Source organism: Feifania hominis (genome assembly GCF_014384765.1).
Taxonomy (GTDB): Bacteria; Bacillota; Clostridia; order Oscillospirales; family Feifaniaceae; genus Feifania; species Feifania hominis.
The window spans coordinates 21,515-43,458 of record NZ_JACRSP010000003.1; the positions used below are offsets into that span (position 1 = coordinate 21,515).

The 21,944-nt window shown below is 61.7% G+C and carries 20 protein-coding genes; 8 read left to right on the forward strand and 12 right to left on the reverse strand.

All coding sequences use genetic code 11. The features are described from left to right. Positions 1-26: 26 nt before the first annotated feature. A complete protein-coding gene (gene secG / locus H8695_RS07145; protein WP_249300306.1) occupies positions 27-281 on the reverse strand; it encodes a preprotein translocase subunit SecG in 255 nt (84 codons plus the stop codon). 138 nt (positions 282-419) lie between these two features. Beyond that, positions 420-1,127 (reverse strand): helix-turn-helix domain-containing protein, encoded by a 708-nt coding sequence (locus tag H8695_RS07150; protein WP_249300307.1) that lies wholly within the window; start codon positions 1,125-1,127, stop codon positions 420-422. Positions 1,128-1,333: 206 nt separating this feature from the next. On the opposite strand from H8695_RS07150, the gene H8695_RS07155 reads away from it, so the two are divergent. Continuing rightward, the gene (locus H8695_RS07155) at positions 1,334-2,560 is read left to right on the forward strand and encodes a MalY/PatB family protein (protein WP_283243643.1); all 1,227 of its coding nucleotides are present in this window, start codon (positions 1,334-1,336) and stop codon (positions 2,558-2,560) included. 61 nt (positions 2,561-2,621) lie between these two features. Here H8695_RS07155 and gyrA read toward each other — a convergent pair whose 3' ends face one another. From gyrA to dnaA, 7 genes are all read right to left on the reverse strand, one after another. Then, positions 2,622-5,141 (reverse strand): DNA gyrase subunit A, encoded by a 2,520-nt coding sequence (gyrA, locus tag H8695_RS07160; RefSeq protein ID WP_249300308.1) that lies wholly within the window; start codon positions 5,139-5,141, stop codon positions 2,622-2,624. A gap of 14 nt (positions 5,142-5,155) precedes the next feature. Then, positions 5,156-7,084, reverse strand: a complete 1,929-nt coding sequence (gene gyrB / locus H8695_RS07165; protein WP_249300309.1) for a DNA topoisomerase (ATP-hydrolyzing) subunit B — start codon at positions 7,082-7,084, stop codon at positions 5,156-5,158. Between the two features lie 14 nt (positions 7,085-7,098). Then, positions 7,099-7,371: an extracellular matrix regulator RemB gene (remB, locus tag H8695_RS07170; protein ID WP_249300310.1), complete on the reverse strand. Its 273-nt coding sequence runs from the start codon at positions 7,369-7,371 to the stop codon at positions 7,099-7,101. Between the two features lie 27 nt (positions 7,372-7,398). Then, on the reverse strand, positions 7,399-8,523 hold the full coding sequence (gene recF, locus H8695_RS07175; protein ID WP_249300311.1) for a DNA replication/repair protein RecF: 1,125 nt from the start codon (positions 8,521-8,523) through the stop codon (positions 7,399-7,401). Next, positions 8,520-8,738, reverse strand: coding sequence for an RNA-binding S4 domain-containing protein (locus H8695_RS07180; protein WP_249300312.1), 219 nt, complete (start codon positions 8,736-8,738; stop codon positions 8,520-8,522). The genes recF and H8695_RS07180 overlap by 4 nt, the downstream gene beginning before the upstream one ends. After that, a complete protein-coding gene (gene dnaN / locus H8695_RS07185; protein WP_249300313.1) occupies positions 8,728-9,840 on the reverse strand; it encodes a DNA polymerase III subunit beta in 1,113 nt (370 codons plus the stop codon). The genes H8695_RS07180 and dnaN overlap by 11 nt, the downstream gene beginning before the upstream one ends. 292 nt (positions 9,841-10,132) lie before the next feature. Next, the gene (gene dnaA / locus H8695_RS07190; protein ID WP_249300314.1) at positions 10,133-11,470 is read right to left on the reverse strand and encodes a chromosomal replication initiator protein DnaA; all 1,338 of its coding nucleotides are present in this window, start codon (positions 11,468-11,470) and stop codon (positions 10,133-10,135) included. 211 nt (positions 11,471-11,681) lie between these two features. On the opposite strand from dnaA, the gene H8695_RS07195 reads away from it, so the two are divergent. From H8695_RS07195 to H8695_RS07205, 3 genes are all read left to right on the forward strand, one after another. Next, positions 11,682-12,419 (forward strand): HAD family hydrolase, encoded by a 738-nt coding sequence (locus H8695_RS07195; protein ID WP_249300315.1) that lies wholly within the window; start codon positions 11,682-11,684, stop codon positions 12,417-12,419. An 84-nt stretch (positions 12,420-12,503) separates the two neighbouring features. After that, positions 12,504-13,202 carry an RsiV family protein gene (locus H8695_RS07200; RefSeq protein WP_249300316.1) on the forward strand — a complete coding sequence of 233 codons (699 nt, stop codon included), beginning with the start codon at positions 12,504-12,506 and terminating at the stop codon, positions 13,200-13,202. 200 nt (positions 13,203-13,402) lie between these two features. Then, positions 13,403-13,972, forward strand: a complete 570-nt coding sequence (locus H8695_RS07205) for a hypothetical protein (RefSeq protein ID WP_249300317.1) — start codon at positions 13,403-13,405, stop codon at positions 13,970-13,972. Positions 13,973-14,202: 230 nt separating this feature from the next. Here H8695_RS07205 and H8695_RS07210 read toward each other — a convergent pair whose 3' ends face one another. Next, the gene (locus tag H8695_RS07210; RefSeq protein WP_249300318.1) at positions 14,203-15,528 is read right to left on the reverse strand and encodes a PepSY1/2 domain-containing protein; all 1,326 of its coding nucleotides are present in this window, start codon (positions 15,526-15,528) and stop codon (positions 14,203-14,205) included. Positions 15,529-15,666: 138 nt separating this feature from the next. Between H8695_RS07210 and polA the strand changes: the two genes are divergently transcribed. The 3 genes from polA to tsaD are packed head-to-tail and all read left to right on the forward strand — an operon-like array spanning position 15,667 to position 19,701. Beyond that, the gene (gene polA, locus H8695_RS07215; protein WP_249300319.1) at positions 15,667-18,222 is read left to right on the forward strand and encodes a DNA polymerase I; all 2,556 of its coding nucleotides are present in this window, start codon (positions 15,667-15,669) and stop codon (positions 18,220-18,222) included. Further along, positions 18,209-18,673 carry a ribosomal protein S18-alanine N-acetyltransferase gene (rimI, locus tag H8695_RS07220; RefSeq protein WP_249300320.1) on the forward strand — a complete coding sequence of 155 codons (465 nt, stop codon included), beginning with the start codon at positions 18,209-18,211 and terminating at the stop codon, positions 18,671-18,673. The genes polA and rimI overlap by 14 nt, the downstream gene beginning before the upstream one ends. Then, positions 18,670-19,701, forward strand: a complete 1,032-nt coding sequence (gene tsaD, locus H8695_RS07225; RefSeq protein WP_249300321.1) for a tRNA (adenosine(37)-N6)-threonylcarbamoyltransferase complex transferase subunit TsaD — start codon at positions 18,670-18,672, stop codon at positions 19,699-19,701. Before rimI ends, tsaD begins: the two co-directional genes overlap by 4 nt. 323 nt (positions 19,702-20,024) lie before the next feature. Here the strand turns inward: tsaD and H8695_RS07230 are convergent, their stop codons facing one another. Then, positions 20,025-20,414: a winged helix-turn-helix transcriptional regulator gene (locus H8695_RS07230; protein ID WP_249300322.1), complete on the reverse strand. Its 390-nt coding sequence runs from the start codon at positions 20,412-20,414 to the stop codon at positions 20,025-20,027. Between the two features lie 169 nt (positions 20,415-20,583). On the opposite strand from H8695_RS07230, the gene H8695_RS07235 reads away from it, so the two are divergent. Continuing rightward, positions 20,584-20,874 carry a hypothetical protein gene (locus H8695_RS07235; RefSeq protein WP_249300323.1) on the forward strand — a complete coding sequence of 97 codons (291 nt, stop codon included), beginning with the start codon at positions 20,584-20,586 and terminating at the stop codon, positions 20,872-20,874. Between the two features lie 34 nt (positions 20,875-20,908). Here the strand turns inward: H8695_RS07235 and H8695_RS07240 are convergent, their stop codons facing one another. After that, a complete protein-coding gene (locus H8695_RS07240; protein ID WP_249300324.1) occupies positions 20,909-21,937 on the reverse strand; it encodes an anti-sigma factor family protein in 1,029 nt (342 codons plus the stop codon). Positions 21,938-21,944 lie beyond the last annotated feature (7 nt).

Sequence of the window (21,944 nt, forward strand, 5' to 3'; positions counted from 1 at the left end):
CCTCAGCGTCCGCTCTTCTCTCTGCTTTAGATTCCGAATTTCTCAAAGGCATCCAGCGCAAGGGTCAAGCCGACAAAAACCACACCCGCGAGAATGGTGATCTTGCCGAGCATGGCGCCCTTTGTCTTGCCCTTGTTGCGGCCAAAGAAGCTCTCACTCGAGCCGCCGGAAATCACACCGGACATGCCGCCCTCTTTGTCATCCTGCATCATCACCGCGACAATGATCGCAATGGCGCAGATGAGCTGTATAATCGAAACAATCAACTTCGGTGTGGACATAGTCACGTCTCCTTACAAAAATCAGGTAAAATCATATTACCACAGGCAAATTGCAAATGCAAGTCCTCCCTTTGCCCAAACGCCAATTTGAGGGCCTTTTTCATACGCGCAGTAATATTTTATCCTATTATAACTCTTTTATGTGACTGCCATCATGTTATAGAGCCGGCAGAGCCGGATATCCTCGCGGGAGATTTTGAGCCGTGTGATGAGATGCTCATCCTCGCGCAGCCGTTCGCGCGCAAAGAGCATCTTTGCCGCGATGGGCATCATCGGCCGCGACGAGAAGCCGTTGAAGAGCCCCCATTTCGTCTCGGCTTCCAGGTAGGGTGCGAGAATCTGCACACTCGCTTTCTCCATGGGGGTGTCGCGGTTGGTCAACTGAATATTGGTCAGCGCGTCATAGTGTTCGATGTAGCCCCAGTAGGTGTTCTCGCAGTTCTGGTAGCTGGCAAAGGAGTGGAAGTTCATATACATCAGCAGCCGGCAGCGGTTCTCCTCCACCGGTCCGACCAGGTCAAACACACAGCGGATGAGCTGATTGCTCCGCCCGTCAAAGAGATAGCTGTAAAATTGGGACACACCGTTGAAAAAGGCCGGGCTTCGGCCGCTCAGATCGGGTGTGCCGCTCTCTCTTCCCCGGCAGAGCAGCTGCTCCACATGGATGTGAAGCGCCTGCGCGACGGCATAGAGGGTCTCAATGTCCATGGCTATTTCCCCGGTCTCATACTTCGAGACGGTGGACGGACTTCGGTACAGCAGCGCCGCGAGCTGCGTGAGCGTGAGCTTTCTCATCCGGCGAAAGCTGCGCATGCGCCCGCCGATCTCCCGCGCTATCTCGCCCACTGCGGCCGCCCCCTTTCCTGAGAATCAAAAAATTGCTGGTTTTCCGCGCTCTTTTCCTCTTTTTTTCTATTTTACCATAAAAGTTGCCTGAAATTTATTTACAGTCAAAAAAATCTTTCAAAATTTTCGTCTCACGAAAACAAGACCTCTTTGACGCGGGCGGCATGGACAGTGTAAGCTGACAAAAAAGACAAGGGGGCCTTAGCTTGTACAACTTTGACGAGATCATCGACCGCCGCCACACCAACGCCATGAATACCGACGGCTTTCGAAGCTACATCTTTCACGCGGACGATAGCATGACCTTTCCCTACCGGGATGAGGAGTTCATCCGCATGTGGGTCGCGGATATGGAGTTCGCGACGCCTGACGTCGTCATCGACGGCATCCGCGAGCGGCTTGACCGGCGCATCTTCGGCTACACCAGAATCTTCGGCGACGACTACTACCGCGCCTTTTCCGGCTGGTGCCGCCGCCGCTACGGCTGGGACTTCCCCCGTGAGCAGCTCGTCACGTCAAACGGCATCATTCCCGCGCTCTACGAGCTGGTGGACTACATCTGCGCGCCCGACGAGCGCGTGCTCTTTCTCACGCCCTCCTACGCCTACTTTCAATATGCGGCCGATTTCAACCGCCGCGAGGCCGTCAAGTGTGATCTGATCTATGATGAGGGCCGCTACACCATTGATTTTGAAGATCTGGAACGCAAGGCGGCGGACCCGAAGACCACGCTGTTCATCCTGTGCAACCCGCACAATCCCACCGGGCGGGTGTGGCGCGAGCCGGAGCTGCGGCAGATGGCACAGATCATCGAGCGGCACCGGCTCTGGGTGATCTCGGATGAAATTCACTGCGATCTGCTGCGCCGGGGCGAGTCTCACACTCCGCTCGGCAAAGTCATGCCCGATTACTCCCGCCTTGTCACCTGTATGGCGCCGAGCAAGACATTCAACATGGCCGGTCTCATGTTCTCCAACGTCATCATCCGCGACGGGGCGCTGCGCCGCCGCTGGCTCGAGCGCCACTACAACTTTGACAACCCCCTGAGCGTCGCCGCGGCGCAGGCCGCCTATGAGCGCGGCGAGCCCTGGCTCGAAGAGCTGCGCGCCTATCTCGATGAAAATTTCGCCCTCACAGCGGCGACGCTGGCCGAGAAGCTTCCCCGCGCGGTCTTTCATGTCTCAGAGGCCACCTACCTCGCCTGGGTCGATCTCTCAGCCTACTTTGAGCCGGACGAGAACCTGCCGCTCTTCTTTGCCCACCGGGGCGGCGTGCTGCTCGAGGGCGGCGACATGTTTGTCCAGCACTCCGACGGCTTCATCCGGCTGAACCTCGCCTGCCCGCGCGCCACGCTCGCCGAGGGACTGCGGCGCATCTGCGAGGCGGTCAACACCAAACACAGCGAACCATTCACAGCGCCCGATCCGCAATAGGAAAAAGGAGCCTCCCCAAGGAGGCTCCTTTTTTTCCTGTTAGTATATTCTTCCCTGTAAATTACTCTTCTGCGGATTCCACGGCCTGCGCTGTGTCTGCGCTCTGGCCGTCCGGCGTCTCGTCCGGCGCGTCCCCGCCGTCCTCCTCGGGCTCCTCGTGGTCGGTGCGCGCGAGGGTCACGACGGTGACGCCCTCCTCGAGGCGCATCACGCGCACGCCCTGGGTCACACGCGAGTAGACGGGAATCTCGCTTGCCGCCATGCGGATGACCACGCCGTCGGACGAGATGAGAATGATGTCCTCCTCGTCCTCCACGACCTTGACGCCCGCGACAAGGCCGGTCTTGTCGGTGAGATTGTAGTTTGTGATGCCCTTGCCGCCGCGGTTTTGCACCTTGTACTCGCTGATCTCGGTGCGCTTGCCATAGCCGTTCTCGGTCACGGTCAGAAGCCGCCCGCCCTCGCGGCAGTTGCAGATGCCGATGACATAGTCGCCGTCGCGCAGCTCCATGCCGCGCACGCCGTGCGAGGGCCGCCCCATGCGGCGCACGTCGCTGACCTTGAAGCGGATGGCACGGCCGTTCTTCGTCGCGAGCAGAAGCGTCTCATCCTCGCCGGTGAGCTTGACGCCGACGAGCTCGTCGTCGTCCTCGAGCAGAATGCCGATGACGCCGCCCTTTCTCGCGGTGTTGTACTCCATGAGCGCGGTGCGCTTGATGGTGCCGTTTCGGGTGACCATCGTCAGATACTTGTCCTCCTCGAACTCGTCGAGGTGGATGACCGCCGAGATCTTCTCATCCTGCCGCAGCTGCAGCAGGTTTACAATGTTCGTCCCCTTGGCCGTGCGCCCGGCCTCGGGAATCATGTAGCACTTGAGCCGGTAGACCTGGCCGCGGTCGGTGAAGAAGAGGATGTAGCTGTGGGTCGAGGCCACAAAGAGCTCCTCGACAAAGTCCTCCTCGCGGGTGGTCATGGCGGTGATGCCGCGCCCGCCGCGCCGCTGGGCGCGGTAGGCCGACACCGGCTGGCGCTTGATGTAGCCGAGGTGCGTGCGGGTGATGACGCAGTCCTCCCGCTCGATCATGTCCTCGTAGTCGATGTCGTCGACAAAGGGCTCAAAGGCCGTGCGGCGCTCGTCGCCGTACCTGTCGCGGATGGCGATGAGCTCGTCTTTTACGATCTTGAGCACGAGCTGCTCGTCGCCGAGCACCTCGTTGTAGTATTTGATCTTCTCACAGAGCTCGTCATACTCGCCCTGAATCTTCTCGCGCTCGAGCCCCTGCAGGCGGGCGAGGCGCATGTCGAGAATGGCCCCCGCCTGAATGTCGGACAGATCAAAGGTCTCCATCAGGCGGGTCTTTGCGTTGTCGTAGCTCGTGCGGATGATGTGGATGACCTCGTCGATGTGGTCGAGCGCGGTCAGAAGCCCGAGCAGAATGTGCTGGCGCGCCTCGGCCTTTTTGAGGTCGTAGCGCGTGCGGCGCACGATGATCTGCTCCTGGAACTTGATGTAGTGGGTGAGAATCTGGTGCAGATTCAGAACGCGCGGCTGGGTCTGGTTGTCGACCAGCGCCAGCATGATGATGGAGAACGTGTCCTGCATCTGGGTGAACTTGTAGAGCTGATTCAAGACCACCTGGGGGTTCGCGTCGCGCTTGAGCTCGATGACGATCTTCATGCCCTCGCGGTCCGACTCGTCGCGCAGCCCCGAGATGCCCTCGATGCGCTTGTCCTTGACGTGGTCGGCGATGTTCTCAATGAGCCGGGCCTTGTTGACCTGGTAGGGGAGCTCGGTGACCACGATGCGGAACTTGTTGTCCTTCTCCTCGATCTCGGCGCGGCAGCGCACGATCAGCTTGCCGCGGCCGGTGGCGTAAGCGCTGCGGATACCGGACTTGCCCATGATGATGCCGCCCGTCGGAAAGTCCGGCCCCTTGATGTGCTCCATGAGCATCTCGAGGTCGGCCTCGGGGTTGTCGATCAGGCAGATGACGCCGTCGATCACCTCGCGCAGATTGTGCGGGGGGATGTTTGTCGCCATGCCGACCGCGATGCCCGACGAGCCGTTGACCAGCAGACTCGGAAAGCGCGACGGCAGAACGACCGGCTCCTTGAGCCGCTCGTCGAAGTTCGGCATGAAGTCGACGGTCTCCTTGTCGATGTCGGCGAGCATCTCGTTTGCCAGGCGCGACATGCGCGCCTCGGTGTAACGGTAGGCCGCGGGCGGATCGCCGTCGACCGAGCCGAAGTTGCCGTGGCCGTCGATCATCGGGTAGCGCAGCGAGAAGTCCTGCGCCATGCGCACGAGCGAGTCGTAGACCGCCGCGTCGCCGTGGGGGTGGTACCGGCCGAGCACGGCGCCGACCGTGGTGGCCGACTTGCGAAACGGCTTGTCGCTTGTGAGCCCGTCCTCGTACATGGTGTAGAGAATACGCCGGTGAACGGGCTTGAGCCCGTCGCGCACATCGGGCAGCGCACGGCCGACAATGACGCTCATCGCATAGTCGATGTAGGACTTCTTCATCTCCTTTTCGAGATCGACATTGATGATATTCTGAAGCTCCTGGTTTTCAAAAGACATCTGTCACGCCCTCCTTATATATCGAGGTTGACAACGTATTGGGCGTTGCTCTCAATAAATTCCCGTCTGGGGTCGACCTTGTCGCCCATCAGGATGGTGAAAATCTCGTCGGCCGCCACCGCGTCCTCAAGCTCCACGCGAAGCAGCGTGCGCTTGGCGGGGTCCATGGTCGTCTCCCAGAGCTCGTGCGAGTCCATCTCGCCGAGGCCCTTGTTGCGCTGGATGTCGATCACGGCGTTTTTGTCCTCGCCGCGAAGCTCGGCGCTCATCCTGTCGCGCTCGGGGTCGCTGTAGGCGTAGCGCACCTGCTTGCCGCGCACGAGCTTGTAGAGCGGCGGCTGGGCGATGTAGACATGGCCCTCGGTGATCAGCGGGCGCATGAAGCGGAAGAAGAAGGTCAGAAGCAGCGTTCGGATGTGCGAGCCGTCGACGTCGGCATCGGCCATGATGATGACCTTGCCGTAGCGCAGCTTCGACAGGTCGAACTCGTCGCCGATGCCCGCGCCGAGCGCCGTGATGACCGGCTGGAGCTTGTCGTTGCCGTAGACCCGGTCGATGCGGGCTTTCTCGACGTTGAGCATCTTGCCCCACAGCGGCAGAATCGCCTGGTATTTGCTGTCGCGGCCGCCCTTGGCCGAGCCGCCGGCCGAGTCGCCCTCGACGATGTAGATCTCGGTGTACTCGGGGTTCTTCTCGTAGCAGTCGGCGAGCTTTCCGGGCAGCGACGCGCCGTCGAGCGCGGACTTTCTGCGGGTGAGCTCGCGGGCCTTTCGCGCGGCCTCGCGCGCGCGCGACGCGGTGAGCGACTTTTCGAGAATCATCTTCGCGACCGCAGGATTCTCCTCGAGGAAGTAGCTCAGCTTCTCAGAAACCATGCTGTCGACAAGCGAGCGCATGGGAGCGTTTCCGAGCTTGGTCTTGGTCTGACCCTCAAACTGTGGCTCGTGGAGCTTGACGCTGATGATGGCCGTGAGTCCCTCGCGCACGTCCTCGCCCGAGAGGTTCTTGTCGCTGTCCTTGAGCATGTTGTGCTTGCGGGCATAGTCGTTTAACACCTTGGTCAGCGCGGCCTTGAAGCCGATCTCGTGCACGCCGCCCTCGGTGGTGTTGATGTTGTTGGCAAAGGAGAGGATGGTCTCGTCATAGCGCTCGGTGTACTGCAAGGCCACCTCGGCCTGCATGTCGTCCCTGCTGCCCGAGACATAGATCACATCCGGGTGGATGGGCTCCTTGTTCTTGTTGATGTGCTGCACGAAGCTCGTGATGCCACCCTCGTAGTGCATGGACTTCTCGACCGGCTCCTCCCCGCGGTGGTCGCGCAGCGTGATGCGAAGCCCGGCGTTGAGAAAGGCCTGCTCGCGCATGCGGTTCAAGAGCACATTGTAGTCGTACTCCACCGTGTCAAAGATGGTGTCGTCCGCGAGAAAGCTGACCGTGGTGCCCGTGCGGTCGGTCTCACCGATGATCTCGACCGGCCCTTTCGGCACACCGCGCTCAAAGCGCTGAAAGTGGATGTGCTTCCCGTCGCAGACTCTCACCTCGAGCCACCTGCTCAGGGCGTTGACCACCGAGGCGCCCACACCGTGCAGACCGCCCGAGACCTTGTAGCCGCCCGCACCGAACTTGCCGCCCGCGTGCAGAATAGTGAAGACCACCTCGAGCGTCGAGATGCCCATCTTCGGGTGGATGCCCGTCGGAATGCCGCGCCCGTCGTCCGCCACGGTGATGGAGTTGTCGGCGTTGATGTCGACCTCAATGTGGGTGCAGTAGCCCGCGAGCGCCTCGTCGATGCCGTTGTCGACAATTTCGTAGACCAGGTGGTGAAGTCCCCTCGCGGACGTTGAGCCGATGTACATGCCAGGCCGCTTGCGCACCGCCTCAAGGCCCTCGAGCACCTGAATTTGAGTTTCGTCATAGACCTGTGTTACTTTTTCTTCCGTCATACTGTCCTCCCAATTTATACCGGATTCACAAGGTTTCCCATGCTGTTTTTGCGCTTTTCGAGCGTCGCCGGGGAAATCTGTGAGATATAGACGGTCCGCTTGTCCTCTCTCTGACAGAGAATAAAGGACTTTGGCAGATCATCGAGCACGTTGACCACCTCGCCGCGCGCCTGCGCGGTATTCAGAAATTCCCGTGTGGTCTTCGAGATCGTCGTGTTCTCCAGATCAAAGATGCCGATGATGTCGCGCTCGGCGACCATGACATCCTGGCCGAGGTGCAAAAACATGTGATTCCCCCCTGTATCGTAAGGCCGTCAGAGACCCTGCTGCCGTCGGATGGTTCCGTTTTCCACCTCAAAGAGATTCTGCTGGGCGAGGCCGGCGAAACGGTCGCGGTCACAGGTGGTGATGACCACCTGCTTGCCGCTGATGTGGTGCAGGATGTAGCTCTGGCGCTGCGGGTCGAGCTCCGAGAGAATGTCGTCGAGCAGCAGCACCGGATACTCGCCGAAGACGGCGCGCGCCGCCTCGCACTCGGCGATCTTCATCGAGAGCACAGCGCTTCGCTGCTGGCCCTGCGAGCCGAAGATGCGGCAGCTCTCGCCGCCGATGAGAATGTCAAAGTCGTCGCGGTGGGGGCCGACCAGGCTCACCCCGGCGCGGATCTCCTCGCTCTCGCGCTCTTCGAGCGCGCGGCGAAAGGCCTGCGTGATGGCGCCGAGATCGCGGTAGCCGCTGTCGTCAAGCCCCTCGTGAAAGCCGAGATAGCGCAGCGACAGCTCCTCTCTGCCCTCTGAGAGATCGCGGTGAATTCCCGCCGCGAGGGTGTTGATGCGGCTGAGATACTGGTAGCGGTTCATCACGAGAAACGCGCCGTTTGCCGCGAGCTTCTCGTTCCAGACCCCGAGCGTGTCCCCGAGCTGCGGAAAGCGCGCCATGTCCTTTAACAGCGCGTTCTTCTGAGCTACGGTCTTCTGGTAGGCCGAGAGCACGGCGTAGTAGCGGGGCTTGAGCTGAGAGAGCGCAAAGTCCAGAAACCGCCGCCGCTCGCCCGGGCCCTCCTTGACGAGATTTAAATGCTCCGGCGCGAACAGCACCGAGGAGAAGCTGCCGAGCATCTCGCTGGTCTTGAGCTTGACGCCGTTGAGCGTGACCTCTTTTTTGCGGCCCTCGCGAAACAGGCGAATCTGCGCCTGCTGCTCGCGAGCCTGAAACTGAAAGCGCAGCGTCAGCGTCGCCGCGTCGCACCCGAAGCGGATGAGATCCCGCTCGCGCCCGGCGCGAAAGGACTTGCCGGTCGAGAAGAGATAGATCCCCTCGAGCAGATTCGTCTTCCCCTGGGCGTTGCTGCCGAAGAGCACGTTGCTGTGCTCACCGAGCGTCAGCGTACAGTCGGCGATGTTGCGAAAATTTTGAAGCGACAGCTCCCGAACAATCATGTCGCCGCCGTCACCACCAGGGTCTGCTCTCCGACGGTGACCTCCATGCCGGGCGTGATCTTGCGCCCACGCTGGGTGCAGACCCCGCCGTCAACGAGCACTTCCCCGCTCTGTACCAGCTCTTTCGCCTCGCCCCCTGTCATGGTGAGCCCAGCGAATTTCAAAAGCGCGTCGAGCTTGATAAAGGCCGTTGTGATTGCAATCTCAGTTCTCATCGCTCTTCAACCTCACCGGCAGCACGAGGAAGATGAAGCCCTCCCCCTCCACCGGGCGCAGCACCAGCGGCGCGAGCGGCGAGGTCAGTTCGACCATGACCTCCTCCTGCTCGCAGTAGCGAAACGCATCGAGCAGGTACTTGTTGTTGAAGCCCATCTCGAGCGATCCGCCCGAGGAGGCCGCCGCAAACTCGTCGTACACCCGTCCGAGAGGGGTCGAGCAGTTCATAACGACCGTGTCATCGTGGAACTGAATGCGAATGGGGCTTCTCTGGCGCTCGCTGATGAGAAGCGAGGCGCGCTCGATGGAGTCGACGAAGTTTTTGACCTTTGCGCGGATTTTGATGGTGGCGTTTGCAGGGATCGCCGCTTTATAATTGAGAAATTCACCCTCGAGCAGCCGCGAGACGAGCTGCTTGTTCTCGAGCTCAAAGATGATGTGCTTTCTCGACAGGCTAATGCTGATGGGGTTGTCGGTGTCGTCCATGAGCTTGACGATCTCGCTGAGCGCCCGCCCTGGCACGACGAACGAGAAAGCCTCGCCCGTCTCGGTGTCGATCTTCTCCTCGCGCAGCGCGAGGCGGTAGCCGTCGACGCCGACCACCTTGAGGCTGTCGCTCGCCACGTCGAACAGGCAGCCCGTGTGAATGGGCTTGTTCTCGTTGGTCGAGACGGCGTAGACCGTCTGGCGGATCATGTTTTTCAAGAGGTTCTGCGGGAGCTTCAGCGAGCGCTCCCGGTCGACTTTCGGCATCTCGGGAAATTCGCCCGATGAGGTGCCGAGAATGGTGAACTCCGACATGCCGCACTTGATGGTGATCTTGAGCTTGTCGTCCACTTCAATGGTGACCACATCGTGGTCCATCTTTCTGAGAATCTCCGAGAACGTGTGGGCGTTGATCACCACCGACCCGGTGCCGTCGCACTCGCAGGGAATGACCGATTCGATGCCGATCTCGAGGTTGTACCCCGTGACTTTCAGCTCCCGCCCGTACTCGAGGAGCACGCCCTCGAGCGCGGCGAGCGACGTCTTTGACGACACGGCCCGCGAGGCGCAGAGCACCGCTTCGAGCAGATCTTCGCGGTTGCACGATAAATACATGGAAATTCCTCCTTAACCAGAATTGGTTTATTCACAGTAGTAATAGTAGGGGGCGTTGAAACTGTTGAAAAGGGAAAAACCCGCGCAGACAGGCGGGTTTTCGCCGGTTTGACGCCCCGGAATGCCCGATGATGAATTGTGGACAACAGGCCCTTCTTTTTTTGTGCTGTTGAGAGTGTGGAGAGTCGGCTGTGGAAAACGGACAAGTCTGTGGAAAACTGACCGGTCTTTCGGGTTATGACAACCGCCTGTCCCCCCGGCTGTGAAAAAGCTGTCAGCGGGTGTGGATAACTCAGGCGTTGAGACTGGCCATCACGTCGGTGATCATGTTCTTCATGCGCACGTCGCGCTCGAGATGCCCCTCCACCTCGCGGATGGCGTAGAGCACGGTCGCATGGTTGCGCCCGCCGAACACGTCGCCGATGTCGGTCAGCGACAGGTCGGTCCCCTCGCGGATGATGTACATGGCCACCTGCCGCGCGAGGGCCACCTCGGCCGTGCGCTTCTTGCTGCGAAGATCGTCGGGCTCGAGATTGTAGTAGCGCGCCACGTCCTCGACGATGCGCTCAACGAGAACCGAGACCGGCACCTGGTCGGAGAGGATGTCGCGGATGGCGGTCGCCGCCAGGTCGACGGTGATCCGCTCGCCGAGCGCCACATAGGCCGAGATCTTCTTGACGGCGCCCTCGAGCTGGCGAATGTTGTTTTTGAGCTTTCCGGCGATGTAGTCGGTCACATCCGCCGGCAGGTCGAGCCCGAGAGTCTTGGCCTTGCGGATGATGATGGCGCTTCGCGTCTCGAGATCCGGCGGCTGAATGTCGGCGATCAGGCCCCACTCAAAGCGGGTGCGCAGCCGGTCGTCGAGCGTCTGAATCTCTTTCGGCGGCCGGTCGGAGGTGAGCACAATCTGCTTTTTCTCGGCGTGCAGGGTGTTGAATGTGTGGAAAAACTCCTCCTGCGTGCTCTCCTTGCCGCCGATGAACTGGATGTCGTCCATGAGCAGCACATCCGCAAAGCGGTACTTGTTGCGAAATTCCACCACCGTGGAGTTGCGGATGGACTCGATGAGCTCGTTTGTGAAGACCTCGCCGCGCAGATAGACGACTTTGAAAGCGGGGTACTTCTTTTTGATCTCGTTTGCGATGGCATAGAGCAGATGGGTCTTGCCGAGGCCCGAGCCGCCGTAGATGAACAGCGGGTTGTAGGCCGCGGCGGGCGCGTTTGCGACCGCCACCGACGCCGCGTGGGCGAACTTGTTGGCGTTGCCGACAATGAAGTTGTCAAAGGTGTACTCGCGGTCGATCTGCGCGGTGAGATTGGCGGCGGGGGCCGCCGGCTGCGCCGCCTCGGGGGCGGAGAAAGCCTCCTCCGCCTCGAGGCGGTCCTCCTCGGTTTCAATCTCGATTTCCACCGGGAAGCCGAGGGTGTCGGCCAGATAGTTCTTGATGGTGTCGAGGTAGCGCGAGACGATGATCTCTTTCTGGAAATTGGAGGGAACCAGAAACAGCGCGCGCTGCATGTTGAGTTCGAGCGGCTGCATGCAGCTGATCCAGGTCTTGACCGCCACGGCCGAGAGGTTCTCGCTCATTTGCTGGTAGGCCCTCTGCCAGACCTCTTGAAAGGAATTCATAGGCTCCTCCTGCGTTTACTTCAAAACTACCATTAAGTATATCAAAATTTCCGATCTCGTTCAATTCTTTCTTCTGATTTAAGTATATTTATTTATATTAATAATATAATATATATTTAATATATAAAAGGGCGGCGGACCCACCGGTTTTTTTCGGTGAAGTTCACGATTGATTCGCGGGTGTTTTTTCCACTATGATGAGAGTGCAAAAATGCGAAAGGAAACAACCGATATGTTTACAACCGCCCTGTTCGATCTCGACGGCACTCTTCTGCGTATGACAAACGAGGACTTCTTTGACATCATGCTCGCCTCCTATCGGCGCATGTTCGCCGACCTCATGCCGGTCGACAACATCCGCGAGGTCTTCTTCAAGGTGATCGGCGAGGTTATCAACCACATGTCCGAGCGCACAAACGAGCAGGTCTTTTACGACGGCTTTGCGCGCTACTGCGGGCAGGAGAACATCGCCGAGTTTCGCCGGCGTCTTCTCGACTACTACAAAAACGACTACGGCGAGCTGCGCGCCGCCACCCACCCGAACGCCGAGATGATCGAGGCGGTGCGCCTGCTCAAAGAAAAGGGTTTCACTCTCGTCATGGCGACAAATCCCGTCTTCCCCGACGAGGGCGTGGCGCAGCGGGTGAGCTGGGCCGGGCTCTCGCTCGACGAGTTCGACTATGTTACAAGCTTTGCAGAGGACCGCTATGCAAAGCCCCACGTCGAGTTTTTCTACGACATTTTGAAAAAGCTCGGCCGCGATGTCTCGGAGTGTCTCTACGTCGGCAACGACCGCTACGAGGACATGGCCGCGACCGGCACGGGCATCACGACCTGGCTGATCGACGGCTATGTGCGCACCCGGCCCGACCGCAATTTCGACCACAGCTACCGCGGGCGGCCCAAGGCCTTTTTGCAGTTTGTGCGCGAGCTGCCGCCTGTGCGCTGATTTTGAAAAACGCACCAAAAAAAACCTTTCTCATACCATAGAGAGAAAGGTTTTTTTGTTTTTTTGAGAAAAGGAGCGTTTTGTATGCAGACAGAACAGGCTGCGGCCCCGGCGGAAATCACGACCAAGACTCTCGAGGCGGCCCCTCTGCTCGACGGGTGCGAGCTCGTGCGCATCACGGCGGACTACCCCGCTGTGGAAAGCGGGCTGACCCGCCCGCTGCGCGAGCGCATCAACCGCTACTACCGTCGGCTCGCGGGGGACTATGTGCGCTCGGCTCAGAGACAGCTCGGCGCCGTCGCAAAGCAGCGCGCGCTCGTCTGTGCGGCGGGCGGGGAGCCGTTTGTGCCCTTTACAGCTCGCATGAGCTTTGAGGTGCTCTTTTCCGGTCGGTGCATGTGCGTGCTCTACGAGCAGCAGGAGATCTGCGGGCCGCTCGTGCGGCGCACGCGCTTTTCGGATGTGTTCGATCTCGGCACCGGCGACCGGCTGCGTCTGCGGGATCTGTTTGTGCGCGGCAGGCGGGCTCTGCGGCCGCTGCGCGCGCTTCTGCTGCGCGCGGCGGATGAGCGGTTTGACTTTGCCGGCCGGCGGGACGGCGCGGCTCTTCGCCGGCGCATCGCGGCGCTCTGGCAGCCGGAGCAGTTCTATCTGCTGCCCGACGGGCTGGTGTTCTACTACCAGCCGGGCGAGATTCTTCCCGCCGCGCGGGGCGATTTTATCATAAAGCTGTCTTACGACAGCTTTGAGAAAGCGCTGCGCCGCGTAAAACGCGGCGTCTAGCCGCCACCGAAGCGGCGGCTAAACCTACCCCGCTCCCATGAGTACCCCCCAAACGTCCAGCTATCTCCAAAGCGGCAGCGAGGCCATCCTCTCCCCCTCTGAGAGGGAAAGCTCTACGGGGTCCAGGGGTCACTGACCCACTGGCCGTTTGTGTAGGGGGTTCAAAGGGGGGAGGAATCGGAACCTCCCCCCTGCGTTCTTTGGTTACTTTCTCACGTGAGAAAGTAACATTCACCCCGTTAGGAACACCTATGATTTTGCCACCACAAGGCCGAGGCTTTGCCAACACCAAAGCGACAGCAAAGCCCAATCCCTCAAAGGCGAATCTCCGTCGTTTCGCCATGATTGAAGTGACGGCAAAGTCATTGCCTCCGCTCCTGGGAGCGAAAGCCCGTAGAGTTCAAAGTGCGCTGTTCCGTTGGCAAACAAAAGACAATAAACAACAAGGTCGAGGTTTTGCAACCCCAAAGGGTTTTGCAGGACCTCGACCTTGTTTTAGAAACAAGCGCTCAAATTTTATGTGTGCCTGTGAAAAATCATATACATATTGTAATATCTATAAATCTTTCAACAAAATTGATCTCAAGACACTCGCTGAAATAGAAAGATTTTCACAGGGAACTTTCTTGCTGTGGATAACTGCGCCGATCTTTTTCGTTTTTAAAACAGGGGCGTTGAGGGTAGGAGGCTTGGCAAAGCCTCGGCTATGTGGTGGCGAGGTCTTCGGCACGCCTAACGGGGAGATGTTACTTTCTCACGTGAGAAAGTAACCAAAGAACGCAGGGGGGAGGTTCCGATTCCTCCCCCCTTTGAACCCCCTACACAAACGGCCAGTGGGTCAGTGACCCCTGGACCCCGTGGAGCTTTCACTCCCGGGGATGGAGGGGGATGGCTTTGCCGTCGCTTCAATCGTGGCTGGACGCCGGGGATTTACTCATGGGAAGCGAGGTAGGTTTAGCTGCCGCTTCGGTGGGGGTTAAACGCTGCCGCTTGCGCGGCATCAAAACAGACCGGCGGGAAAATTCTCCTCGGTGAGAATCCTCTGCTCGCCGGCGGCGCCCTCGTAGAAGCGCATCGCCGCGCCGTCCGTATCCGTGCAGCAGGTCTCGGTGACAAGCGTCTCAAAGCCGCCCGCTGTCGGAATGACCGCATACCCCGCCGAGACGGCCGTCAGCCCCTCGGGCAGCGTCCCCTCCCCGAGCGTGCTGCTCTTGAGCCCCCGCGCGTCAATGTGGTTCATCAGATAGGCCGTCGCGTCGTAGCGTACCACATCCCCCCGGTCGAGACCGATTCCCACCTGAATCAGATCGGGGTAGCAGAGGATGTCGCCGTCGCGGTAGGCGAAGCTGTAGAGCCCCATGCCGCCCTGCTGGCGGCTTGCGGCCAGCTCCATGCCGGCGTAGCCCTGCGCCGTGAGAAAGTCCGCCGCGAGCTGTCCGCCCTGCTCGAGGGAGAGCTCTGGCTCGCCGAGCGCGCGCTCGTTTGCGCAGGTCATCACCACGCCGCCCGCTTTCGTCACACAGATCTCCCCGCTTTGAAACGTGAAGCAGTGCGCGGCGAGAGCGCCGCCGAGGTCGCTGTCGTCTGCGAGGGCCGAAGCCTCAACGCCGAGAAAGGCCGCGGCCGCCCCGCGGGCCTCGTCGCGTGTCACTTCGTTTTGCCCGGCCAGATAGACGCTCTTGCGCCCCGTGAGATGGGACGAGTAGGGCCCGTCATACAGCAGCTCCGGATAGCCCTCAAAGACGCCCATCAGCTCGCCCATCGCGTCCGCGACGTCGGGCAGAGCCGCGCGGGAAAAAATGAGTGTCGCCGTGGGGCGGCTGCCCGCGAAGTAGTCGAAGTCCATCGCGCTCGCCGCGTACTCCCCCTCGAGCTCATAGAGCCGCGCCGAGAGCTCCCGGGTGTAGCCGTAGAGCGCGTCGACCGCCTCGCGCTCGTCGGCTGCCGGGGACTGGCCCGCCGCCGCCTTTCGCGCGAGAATGTCCGCGTAGTCGCCCGCCTGGCAGAGATACCGCTCGAGCATGCTCAGATCGGCCGATGTCAGCGGCAGCTCGCCCAGACAGGCCTTGGCTGCCCCGGCCGCCTCGGCGACCTCGTTTGACACCGCCACGAGCGAGGCGGGGCTCGTGGTGTAGCTGCCGCGCTGCATGGACTGCTCCATCGCGGCGACGTGGTAGGTCAGATCCCCGAGCGCCCGCGCATAGCCGCCGCGAAGCTGGCGCAGATAGAGCGCCGCCACACGGCTCTGGTAGAGGACAAGTCCCCCGAGCACCAGAATGAGCGCAGCGGTGAAGCTGATGATTCGGATGAGTGTTCTTCGTTTCATGGCGCACCTCGAAAAAGTATTGTCAGCTCTATTTTCCGCCGCCGCGTCGCAATTATGTCATGGCTGTGAGAATTTTTCCATTTGTGGTATACTACACAGAGAATCACAACAGGGCCGCGCGCCCGGACGGGAGAACTCATGAAACTACTTGTCTTTGACGGCAACAGCATCATCAACCGCGCGTTCTACGGCATCCGTCTGCTGTCGACCAGCGACGGGGTCTTCACCAACGCCGTCTACGGCTTTTTGAACATTCTGGAAAAGGAGCTCACGGCGGAAGCCCCCGACGCCGTGTGCGTCGCGTTCGACCTCGCGGGGCCGACGTTTCGCCACGAGCAGTTCGCCGAGTACAAGGCGGGCCGCCGCGGCATGCCCGACGAGCTCGCCTCGCAGCTGCCCGTGCTCAAGCAGGTGCTCGACGCCATGCACATCGCCCGCCTGGAGCTGCAGGGCTACGAGGCCGACGACATCATCGGCACCATCGCGGCGCGCTGCGAGAGCGCGGGGGACGACTGCGTCATCGTCACCGGCGACAAGGATGATCTGCAGCTCATCGGCCCCCACGTCGCGGTCAAGCTCGCCGTCACGGCCATGGGCCGCAGCGAGACCACCCGCTACGACCGCGACAAATTCGTCGAGGTCTACGGCTTTGAGCCCCGGCGCATGATCGACTTCAAGGCGCTCCAGGGCGACGCCTCCGACAACATCCCCGGCGTGCCCGGCATCGGCGAGAAGACGGCGAAAGCCCTCCTGCAGGACGGGCGCACCCTCGAGGACATCTACGCCGACCTCGACGCCCTGCCGGTCAAGCCCGGCGCGAAGAAGAAGCTCGCCGAGGGCCGCGAGTCGGCCTTTTTGAGCTATCAGCTCGCCACCATCGACTGCCATGTGCCGCTCGAGCTCGACTTTGAGGCCATGCGCCGCCGCGACCCCGACTTTGAGGCGCTTCTCGCGCTCTATGAGAAGCTCGAGTTCAAGAGCTTTGCCGACCGCCTGCGCGAGCGCCGCCCCGAGGCCGCGCCGCCCGCCTTCGAGGCCCCGCCGGTGCAGAAGCTCACGGGCGAGGCCGAGGTGCGCGCGCTGCTCGCCCCGGGCGGGACGCTCTGTCTCGACTACGACCCCGAGTCGGTTCTGGTGCTCACGGGCGGCGCGCTCTTTGAGCTGAACCGCTTCGAGTGCATGGCGGGCTTCGACGAGTGCATTCGCCTGCTCTTTGAGAGCCCCAACGAGAAAGTGATGGCGGCAGGCAAGCACGCGCGAACCGCTCTCGCCGCCGAGGGGATCGAACTGCGAAATCTCGTCTTTGACGCGGAGCTTGCGGGCTATGTTTTAAACCCCTCGGCGAACAGCTACACCCCGGCGACGCTGGCGCTCGGCTATCTCACGCTCTCCATCGGCGAGGGCCGCGCCGAGGCGCTCGCGGTGCTGCCGCTGCTGCGCCCCGAGCTGCTGCGGCGCATGGGCGAAAGCGGCGAGGACCGGCTCTACTTCGACATTGAGCTGCCGCTGTCGGCGGTGCTCTCCGCGATGGAGCGCGAGGGCTTCGCCGTCGACACCGCGGCGCTGCATGCCTACGGGCAGGAGCTCACCGGGCGCATCGCCGAGCTCACACAGGAGATCTTTGCCATCTCGGGGTACGAATTCAACATCAACTCCACCAAACAGCTCGGCGAGGTGCTCTTTGAGCGGCTCGGGCTGCCGGTGGTCAAAAAGACCAAGACCGGTTACAGCACCGACGCCGACGTGCTCGAAAAGCTGCGCCCGGCCCACGAGATCGTCGATCTCGTGCTGCGCTACCGCCAGCTGCAAAAGCTCAAGTCGACCTATGTCGACGGGCTCTTAAAACTCACCGATCCCCACACCGGCCGGGTGCACACCACATTTCGGCAGACCGTCACCCAGACCGGGCGCATCAGTTCCACCGAGCCGAATCTGCAGAACATCCCCGTGCGCGAGGAGGAGGGGCGGCGCCTGCGGCGCATGTTCGTCGCGCGCGAGGGGTGCACCCTCGTCGACGCCGACTACTCCCAGATCGAGCTGCGCGTGCTCGCGCACATCTCGGGCGACGAGACCATGCTCGAGGCGTTCAACCAGAACGAGGACATCCACACCGTCACGGCATCCCAAGTCTTCGGGGTGGAGCGCTCGGCTGTCACGCCCCTCATGCGCCGCCGGGCAAAGGCGGTCAACTTCGGCATCGTCTACGGCATCTCCGACTTCTCGCTCTCGCAGGACATCGGCGTGAGCCGCCGCGAGGCGCGCGAGTACATCGACCAGTACTTCGCCACCTACCCGAAGATCAAGGCCTACCTCGACCGCACCGTGGAGCAGGCCAAGGCTGACGGCTACGTCACCACGCTCTTCGGCCGGCGGCGCTATCTGCCGGAGCTGAAGAGCGGCAACTACAACATGCGCATGTTCGGCGAGCGGGTCGCGATGAACACGCCCATTCAGGGCACGGCCGCCGACATCATCAAAATCGCCATGGTGCGCGTCTACAACCGCCTGCGCGCCGAGGGGCTCCGCAGCCGCCTGATTTTGCAGGTGCACGACGAGCTCATCATCGAGACCGAGCGCGACGAGCTTGCGCGCGTGCGCGCGCTCTTAAAGGAGGAGATGGAGGGCGCGGCGAGCCTGTCGGTCGTGCTGCGCGCCGACGTCTCCGAGGGGGAGAGCTGGTATGACGCGAAGTGAGCTCACTCTCACCGGGCTGACGCCCGCCCTCGTGCCGGTGGTGCACGGGATGGAGCAGCTCTGCTTCCCCGCCGATGGGTGGAGCCGTCAGCAGTTCTACGACGAGCTGACAAATCCGCTCGCCGTGTGGCTCGTGGCCCTCGACGGGGACACCCCTGTCGGCTATGCGGGGGGGCTTGCAGTGTGTGATACCGGCGAGGTCACCGACATCGGCGTGCCGCCCGCCCACCGGGGCCGGGGAATCGGCCGGGCGCTTCTCGGGGCGCTGCTTTACGAGCTTCGCGCGCGCGGGTGCGCCGCGGTGCACCTCGAGGTGCGCGAGTCGAACGCGCCCGCCCGCGCGCTCTACCGGAGCCTCGGCTTTCGCGAGGTGGGCCGCCGCCCGCGCTACTACCGCGCGCCCGTGGAGGACGCGATTCTTCTCACTCTGGAAGAGGGGGTAACACCATGAACATACTCGGCATTGAGACCTCCTGCGACGAGACGTCGGCCGCTGTCGTGCGCGACGGGCGCGAAATCGTGTCGCTGGTGGTCAACACCCAGATTGATTTACACCGGGTCTACGGCGGGGTCGTGCCCGAGATCGCCTCGCGGCTCCACATCGAGAGCATTGACGAGGTGGTCTCCCGTGCGCTCAGGCAGGCCAAAATGACCATGCAGGACGTCGACGCCGTCGCGGTGACTGCTTACCCCGGCCTGATCGGCGCGCTGCTTGTCGGGGTCAATTTTGCCAAGGGGCTGGCCTACTCCTGGGACAGGCCCCTCGTGCCGGTGCACCACATCCGCGGCCACATCGCCTCGAACTACCTCACCCACCCGGATCTCGAGCCGCCCTTTCTGTGCCTGATCGCGTCGGGGGGCCACACGAATCTCGCCGTGGTCGAGGACTACACCCGCATGCGCCTGGTCGGCCGCACGCGCGACGACGCGGCGGGCGAGTGCTTTGACAAGATCGCGCGTGTGCTCGGCATGCCCTACCCCGGCGGCGTCGAAATGGACCGCGCGGCGCAGCGCGGCAGCGTCGGAGCCTATCATTTCCCGCGGGTCAAGGTCGAGGGCAGCCCGCTTGACTTCAGCTTCTCGGGGCTCAAGTCGGCGGCCATCAACCTGCTGCACAACCTCGAGCAGCGCGGCGAGACGGTCGCCGTCGACGACTTTGCCGCCTGCTTTTCCGACGCGCTCGTCGGCGAGCTCATCGACCGCCTCGCCCTCGCGCTCGACGGGACGGGGCTCAAAAAAGTGGCGCTGGCTGGCGGCGTGTCGGCGAACACCCTGCTTCGCGCGCGCGCGGGGGCGCTCTGCCGTGAGCGCGGGTGCGAGCTCTTTTTGCCCGAGCTGTCGCTCTGTGGCGACAACGCGGCCATGATCGCCTCGCAGGGCTACTACGAATTTCTCGCCGGCGCGCGGGCGGGGCTCGATCTCAATGCCGCCGCGACAAAAGCTCTGACGTGGGAGCAGTCGCCCCGCGCCGGTGTGTAAAAAGTTGTTATGTAAACGACGGGGCGCGAAATTGTCCTGTTGATAAGCGGCGCAAAAACCGCCCCAAAAAGAGAAAAAACAGGCTGTTTGTGCCTGTTTTTTTCTTTTTTTCTCTGTTGATAACTCTGTGGAATGTGTTGATAGATGCGGCAAACTCACCTGATTATGGAAACGTCAGCCCGCAGACCGCCTCCGGCGGACGCCCGCGCGAAAAAATCCGAAAAACTTTTGGCAGCAGTGCGTTTGCGGGCTTTTATACCGCAGGGAGAATGGAAGAAACCATCCAAATACCGCCGGTAATGCGATGGCGGGCCCGCCGGTGCTCAGGGCTCGCCACCGGGGCCGTAGTCGCAGCGCTGACAGCGCGCGGGCGTGTGCTCACCCACCTGACGGTGGTACGCGCCCGCCCAGCGGCAGATGCTCTGTAAAATCGGCACGACCGAGGCGCCCTTGGCGCTGAGCGAGTACTCCACATGGGGTGGAATCTCGTCGAATTGGCGGCGTTCGACCAGCCCGTCGCGGATGAGCTCCTTGAGCGTCGATGCGAGCACCGCGTCCGAGATGTTTCCCATCTCACGGCGCAGGGTGCTGTAGCGCAGCGTCTCGCGCTCCGACAGCACGCAGATGATGCGCGACTTCCACTTCCCCCCGAACAGTTCGAGCCCGTACTCCAGCGGGCAGCGGATGTCCGGCGCCAGCTTTCTCTGATACATGGCGACACCCCCTTTTTACAGCCATCATACCACGGATACTCAATAGATAAAAGTAACTATTAAAATATTAAGTAACTTATTTATTCATTAATATATTGTTTTGTCCGAGTGTGGTGAGTACCATGGAATACAAGCTCACCAAGAGCAAAAAGCCAAAGGAGGAATACAGATGAAACCCGGAGCGTATTTGGAAATCACGATGACAATTGACCCGGCGAACCGGCCGGCCGCCGCGAAAGTCTACCAGGACTACCGCGGCCCTTTCCTGGAGGACATCGAGGGCGCGCTGACCAAGGAGCTTCTCGTGCGCGAACAGGATGTGCAGGTGCTGCACGGCTTTGACACCGTGGAGCACGCCCAGGCGTATCTGCAGAGCGAGCTGTTTCGCCGCGATGTCTCCGCGGGACTCAAGCCCCTCTGGAGCGAAGAGCCGCAGCTGAAGATCTACAGCGTGGCCTGAAAAAACCCCGTGCGATTCTCTCGCACGGGGTTTTTTACTGCGGTTCGTCGTAGAGCAGCACTGCGCCGTACTCGGCCGTCTCGTCGAGACGCAGGGTGCCCTCGGCGGTCTCGACCGGCTCGCTCGCGCGCTGCAGCCCCTCGGCGGGCAGCTGCGCCTCAAGCTCAGCGCGCAGGTAGTAGGCGGTGTAGCCGTTGAACGCGTAGCGGTAGACCGCGCCGCTGGTGATGCTCTGGTCACGCTCCAGATTCTCGAGCGCCTCGGCGCTGTCGCCGGCACTGCCGGTGTACACAAAGGCAAAGCCCGTCTGGTACAGGGGCACCATCTCGGCGAGAATCTGCCCGTCGGTCGGGTCGGGCAAGACCAGAAGATTGTTCGGCGTCACGCCAATGTCAACCGGCGGAAGCCCGGCTTCGGAGGAGCCGCCCAGAGCCCGGTCCTTGCCGTCGCCCTTACTCTGTATTTCGTCGCTCTGCGCCCCGCCGTCGACCGCGTCATCTGGCGCGGTGCCGGTCGGCGCAGACGGTTCCGCCGAATTGGCGGCACCACCGCTTTCGGCGCCGGTCGCGGCGTCCTGCATCTTCGCGTTTTCGTCGCTGTTGCGATAGAACTGCGCCTCGCTGCCGGGCAGGCAGTCTGTCAGGGGAAGATCTTCGGCGCTGCGCGGCTCGAGAGCGGGGGACGCCACACTCTCGGGCTCGGCGACCCTGTCCATGATGGGCGCCGCCCAGATGCGGCTGCCGGCAAAGAGCAGCACCACCGCCGCCGCGGCCACGGCCGTGAACGGGTAGCGGAATTTCCGGCGCGGTGCCGTGGGCGCGCTCAGCTCAATGACATTGTCCCGCTCGAGCGCGTCGATTTTTTCCATCACAGCGTCGCAGAAGCCCTCGGGCGGATTGCACGGACTGTCCACCGAGAGGTCGTACAGCGCCCAGAGGGTGCGATAGCGCTGGTCGCAGGCCGGACAGCTCTCGCGGTGCCGCTCAAGCTCGGCCGCAAGCGTCTCGGGCAGCGTTCCGCCGACGAGCGCCTCCAGATGGTCCTCAAATTGTCTGCAGGTCATATCGCAC

Excerpts from the sequence above, each read along its gene's own strand:
- recF (WP_249300311.1), bottom strand. The coding sequence starts at position 8,523 with ATGATTGTTCGGGAGCTGTCGCTTCAAAATTTTCGCAACATCGCCGAC.
- H8695_RS07235 (WP_249300323.1), top strand. The coding sequence starts at position 20,584 with ATGAAACCCGGAGCGTATTTGGAAATCACGATGACAATTGACCCGGCG.
- H8695_RS07240 (WP_249300324.1), bottom strand. The coding sequence starts at position 21,937 with ATGACCTGCAGACAATTTGAGGACCATCTGGAGGCGCTCGTCGGCGGA.
- H8695_RS07200 (WP_249300316.1), top strand. The coding sequence starts at position 12,504 with ATGCAGACAGAACAGGCTGCGGCCCCGGCGGAAATCACGACCAAGACT.
- dnaA (WP_249300314.1), bottom strand. The coding sequence starts at position 11,470 with ATGAATTCCTTTCAAGAGGTCTGGCAGAGGGCCTACCAGCAAATGAGC.
- gyrA (WP_249300308.1), bottom strand. The coding sequence starts at position 5,141 with ATGTCTTTTGAAAACCAGGAGCTTCAGAATATCATCAATGTCGATCTC.
- gyrB (WP_249300309.1), bottom strand. The coding sequence starts at position 7,084 with ATGACGGAAGAAAAAGTAACACAGGTCTATGACGAAACTCAAATTCAG.
- H8695_RS07180 (WP_249300312.1), bottom strand. The coding sequence starts at position 8,738 with ATGAGAACTGAGATTGCAATCACAACGGCCTTTATCAAGCTCGACGCG.
- dnaN (WP_249300313.1), bottom strand. The coding sequence starts at position 9,840 with ATGTATTTATCGTGCAACCGCGAAGATCTGCTCGAAGCGGTGCTCTGC.
- secG (WP_249300306.1), bottom strand. The coding sequence starts at position 281 with ATGTCCACACCGAAGTTGATTGTTTCGATTATACAGCTCATCTGCGCC.
- H8695_RS07210 (WP_249300318.1), bottom strand. The coding sequence starts at position 15,528 with ATGAAACGAAGAACACTCATCCGAATCATCAGCTTCACCGCTGCGCTC.
- H8695_RS07195 (WP_249300315.1), top strand. The coding sequence starts at position 11,682 with ATGCGAAAGGAAACAACCGATATGTTTACAACCGCCCTGTTCGATCTC.
- H8695_RS07230 (WP_249300322.1), bottom strand. The coding sequence starts at position 20,414 with ATGTATCAGAGAAAGCTGGCGCCGGACATCCGCTGCCCGCTGGAGTAC.
- tsaD (WP_249300321.1), top strand. The coding sequence starts at position 18,670 with ATGAACATACTCGGCATTGAGACCTCCTGCGACGAGACGTCGGCCGCT.
- polA (WP_249300319.1), top strand. The coding sequence starts at position 15,667 with ATGAAACTACTTGTCTTTGACGGCAACAGCATCATCAACCGCGCGTTC.
- remB (WP_249300310.1), bottom strand. The coding sequence starts at position 7,371 with ATGTTTTTGCACCTCGGCCAGGATGTCATGGTCGCCGAGCGCGACATC.
- rimI (WP_249300320.1), top strand. The coding sequence starts at position 18,209 with ATGACGCGAAGTGAGCTCACTCTCACCGGGCTGACGCCCGCCCTCGTG.